Source organism: Sphingomonas elodea ATCC 31461 (assembly GCF_000226955.1).
Classification (GTDB): Bacteria; Pseudomonadota; Alphaproteobacteria; order Sphingomonadales; family Sphingomonadaceae; genus Sphingomonas; species Sphingomonas elodea.
The window spans coordinates 1-3301 of sequence record NZ_AGFU01000095.1; the positions used below are offsets into that span (position 1 = coordinate 1).

General features: G+C 69.0%; 4 protein-coding genes. 1 reads left to right on the plus strand and 3 read right to left on the minus strand.

From position 1 onward, the window contains the following. The first annotated feature begins 44 nt into the window (after positions 1-44). Positions 45-689 carry a CPBP family intramembrane glutamic endopeptidase gene (locus tag KK7_RS0118740; protein WP_158000038.1) on the plus strand — a complete coding sequence of 215 codons (645 nt, stop codon included), beginning with the start codon at positions 45-47 and terminating at the stop codon, positions 687-689. 107 nt (positions 690-796) lie between these two features. On the opposite strand, the gene KK7_RS0118745 is transcribed toward KK7_RS0118740, so the two are convergent. The 3 genes from KK7_RS0118745 to KK7_RS0118755 all read right to left on the minus strand — a co-directional run. Then, positions 797-1696: an NAD(+)/NADH kinase gene (locus KK7_RS0118745; RefSeq protein ID WP_010546174.1), complete on the minus strand. Its 900-nt coding sequence runs from the start codon at positions 1694-1696 to the stop codon at positions 797-799. A 7-nt stretch (positions 1697-1703) separates the two neighbouring features. Further along, on the minus strand, positions 1704-2690 hold the full coding sequence (locus KK7_RS0118750) for an SPFH domain-containing protein (protein ID WP_202798690.1): 987 nt from the start codon (positions 2688-2690) through the stop codon (positions 1704-1706). Continuing rightward, positions 2687-3301: NUDIX hydrolase (locus KK7_RS0118755; protein WP_010546176.1), on the minus strand; the 615-nt coding region annotated here is incomplete at its 5' end. The genes KK7_RS0118750 and KK7_RS0118755, both read right to left, overlap by 4 nt.

Sequence of the window (3301 nt, forward strand, 5' to 3'; positions counted from 1 at the left end):
ATGGATGGGTCATGCTCTGTCGATGGATTTGCGCGTTCGGGTTGGTGAGCGGGCTCTTCTACGGGATCGGCGGCAAGGACGGCGTCGGCATCGCGCAGAGCATCGGCTACGCGCTCAGCGCCGTCGCCGTATCGATCGGCGTGTCGCAATTCCTGCTGAACCGCGGCGTTGCCCCCGCGCGGATCTGGGGCTGGCGGGACGATACGGCCTCAGCGGAACCGGCCGAGAGCTGGATTCGCCGCTATTTCCTCGACGAGGATCGCTCGCCGCGCTGGCTGGCCCTGGGGCTGTGCGGTGGCGTTGTCCTCGGGGTGCTGGCGCATGGCTATGTCCAGGCCGTTCAGTGGATCCCCTCGGTAGGCGAGGTCATCCGCGCATCCGAACAGCAGATGCGGAGCATTCCGGGGCTGGCCGTCAGCTATGCCGTGATCGCCATCGGGTTCGCCCCCTTCGCGGAAGAATATCTGTTCCGCGGCCTCGTCTATCGCACGCTCGACCGGCACTGGGGCGGATGGAAGGCGGTGGGCGCGGCGGCTGCCTTCTTCGCGATCTACCACCCCGCTCTGTCCTGGCTGCCGGTGGCAGCGGTGGGCGCCGCGAACTGCCTGCTGTTCAAGCATTCGAAGCGACTGGCACCGGCGGTGATCCTGCACATGGCGTACAACGCGGTGGTGGTGCTTTGGGCGTAGCAAAAAAGGTCGAGGCGTCGCGGAGAATCGGTGGAATTACCTCGTCTTCGAAGCAGCATGCGGCCAATATAAAGCGACGCTGGGCACCATCCTGCTTTGCCCCGCCGTCAGCGCCCCGCCACCACCAAGTGTAACGCACCCGCCGCTGGCGCCACCGACACGCGGCGGCCCCAGTCGAAGCCGAGAAAATCCTGCTCCATCCCGTCGGCGAAGATCAGGCCGCCGTCGTTCATCCGCGAGATAACCTGCAACGCGCCATCGGCAAGTTTACCTGCGCGGATCGATGTGCCCGTCGCGATGCTCGGGAAGGGCTCGCGGACGAAATAGGCGATGGCGCGCTCGTCGGGCGTCAACGGCAGCTGCGTACCGGTCGCCTCCATGATCGACCTTGCCCAGCCGGTCGCCCCGGTGCCCGAGGCAACGATCAGGCCGCTGGAGCTCTGGTCCTCCCCTGCCCCGCCGACCGCGATGCTGTAGCGTGCCGACTGATGGCTGCGGTGGCCGATGAACACCTCGTTGAGCGCTAGCAGCCGCTCGCCGGTATCGAGCCGCGCCTCCACCATGGTCCGGTACTCGATTGGGGCCGTCCCGGCGGTGCTGGCGCGCAGCAGCTCGGGCAAATAGCGCAGGTCCACCCGCACCAACACGCCATCGTACAGATCGGGCGCTGGGTTCACGCCAAGCACCGGCTGCCCTGTCAGATATTTGGCGACGTTCGCGACCAGCCCGTCCTGCCCCACCGGCACGATCACGTCCTCCGGCCCGAACAGGAACCGGTCGAGATCGGGGCGGCGGACATGCGCCTGCCGCCAGTCGCCCGGCACCGCCAGCCGTGCCTGCTTCAGCGCGTCGTGCAGCTGGCGGTCGCGCTCCTCCAGCAGCTCGATCCGCTGGCCGCGCGTCTCCAGGAAGAACCGCGCCTGCTCGCGCGTGGCATGGCGCGCGAGCAGCAGTTCATAGTCGGTCTCGCGGGTGACGAACACCGCGCGCGGGCTGTTGGTTGGCATGGCGCCCTCACTTCGCCGGCAGTACGGGTGCGACGCGGCGGAACTCGCCGAGCAGCGTCGCCAGCAGGTCCGGCGTCACATTCAGATGCTCGATCGTGTCGAGCTTGCCCGCCAGATCGCGCGCGGCGAGCCCAAGCAGCACGGCCGGCGGCAGGTCGCGATAGACGGCCATGTGCGCCAGCTCCGCCTCGGCCTTGGCGCTTTCGACCGCGCGGATGCGCTCCGCCTCGGCGGTCGCCTCGACCTGCTGCGCCTCGGCGACACCGGCCGCACGTGCGCGAGCGTTCGCCGCTTCCTCAGCGATCAGCTGCTGTTCGCGGCGGGCGAGCTCGGTGCGGTTGGCGAGCTCGTTTTCGGCGATCGCCCGCTCCTTCTCCACCGCCAGCGCGCGGCGCTCGAAGGTCGCCTGGTCGGCCTTTTGCTGGAGCGCCTCGAAGGTCGGCGTCTGCAGCGCGCGTTCCAGCTCGGTGCTGGGGGCGAGGTTGGTCAGCCGGATCGCGACCACTTCCAACCCGATCTCGCTGAGCGCCGTGTCGCGCGTGAGTGCCGTCTGCAGCACGCCGCGCAGCGGATCCGGCCCCGCATCGAGCAGCGCCCGTACCGGCGCCTGCGCCAGATATTGCAGCACCGCCTGGTTCACGAGACCGGCCAGCCGCGTCTCGATCCGCTGGATCGGCTCGGCCGCCCAGCTGCCGCTGTTCAGGCCGATGGTGAAGTCGACGCGGGCGGCGAGCAGCTCCGGATCGGCGACCCGCCAGGTCAGCGTGCCCTGCACCGCCACCGTCTGGAAATCCTGGCTGCGGCCTTTGACGAACAGCGCCATCTCGCGATCGTCCATCGGCAGCTCGGCAATGCTGGCGGTCTCGCGCCGGAACCAGAAGACGAGCCCCCGCCCGCTCTGGCGCACCCGCCCCTTGCGATAGCGGATGACATGGCTGCTCGCGTCCGCACGTAACTGGGCGACGAACGGGAAGTTGCGAACCTGGGCCATCATGCGTCTCCTTCTGGATTGCGATACCGATAGAGTTCGGCCGGGCGGAACGACGCGCCGGTCTCGCGTTCGCCGGTCGCCTCCAGCCAGCCGCGATCGAGCATGCGGCGGCGAAAAGCCGGCTTGTTGAGCTTGGTGTCGAGGATTGCCTCGTAGACATCCTGCAGCGCGCGGAGCGTGAACCGCTCGGGCAGCAGGGCGAAGGCGATGCCCGAATAGTCGAGCTTGCCGCGCAGGCGGCGGACGGCGAGGCTGAGCATCGCGCCATGGTCGAACGCGAGCGGGAGCGGATCCCCCTCGCCGATCCGCGCCTCGATCGGGCCGCCCGCCTCGCCGGACCAGGGCACGGTGAGTTCCGCCAGCGCGAGTTCGGGCGCGGCCTTCAGCGCAGCGGCGAAGCGATCGGCAGGCAACAGCGCGAAATAGGCGACGCTGATGATGCGGGTGCGCGGATCCCGCTCGACCGCGCCGAAGGTGTAGAGCTGCTCCACATAGGCATCCGCCATCCGCGCCTTGGCGGCGAGGATACGGTGTGCTGCCTCGTCGAGGCTCTCCCCGATCCCGACAAAGCCGCCAGGCAGCGCCCAGGCACCGGCGAACGGCGGCTGGGCGCG

Coding starts and splice junctions, on each gene's coding strand:
- KK7_RS0118745 (WP_010546174.1), bottom strand. CDS start 1,696: ATGCCAACCAACAGCCCGCGCGCGGTGTTCGTCACCCGCGAGACCGAC.
- KK7_RS0118750 (WP_202798690.1), bottom strand. CDS start 2,690: ATGATGGCCCAGGTTCGCAACTTCCCGTTCGTCGCCCAGTTACGTGCG.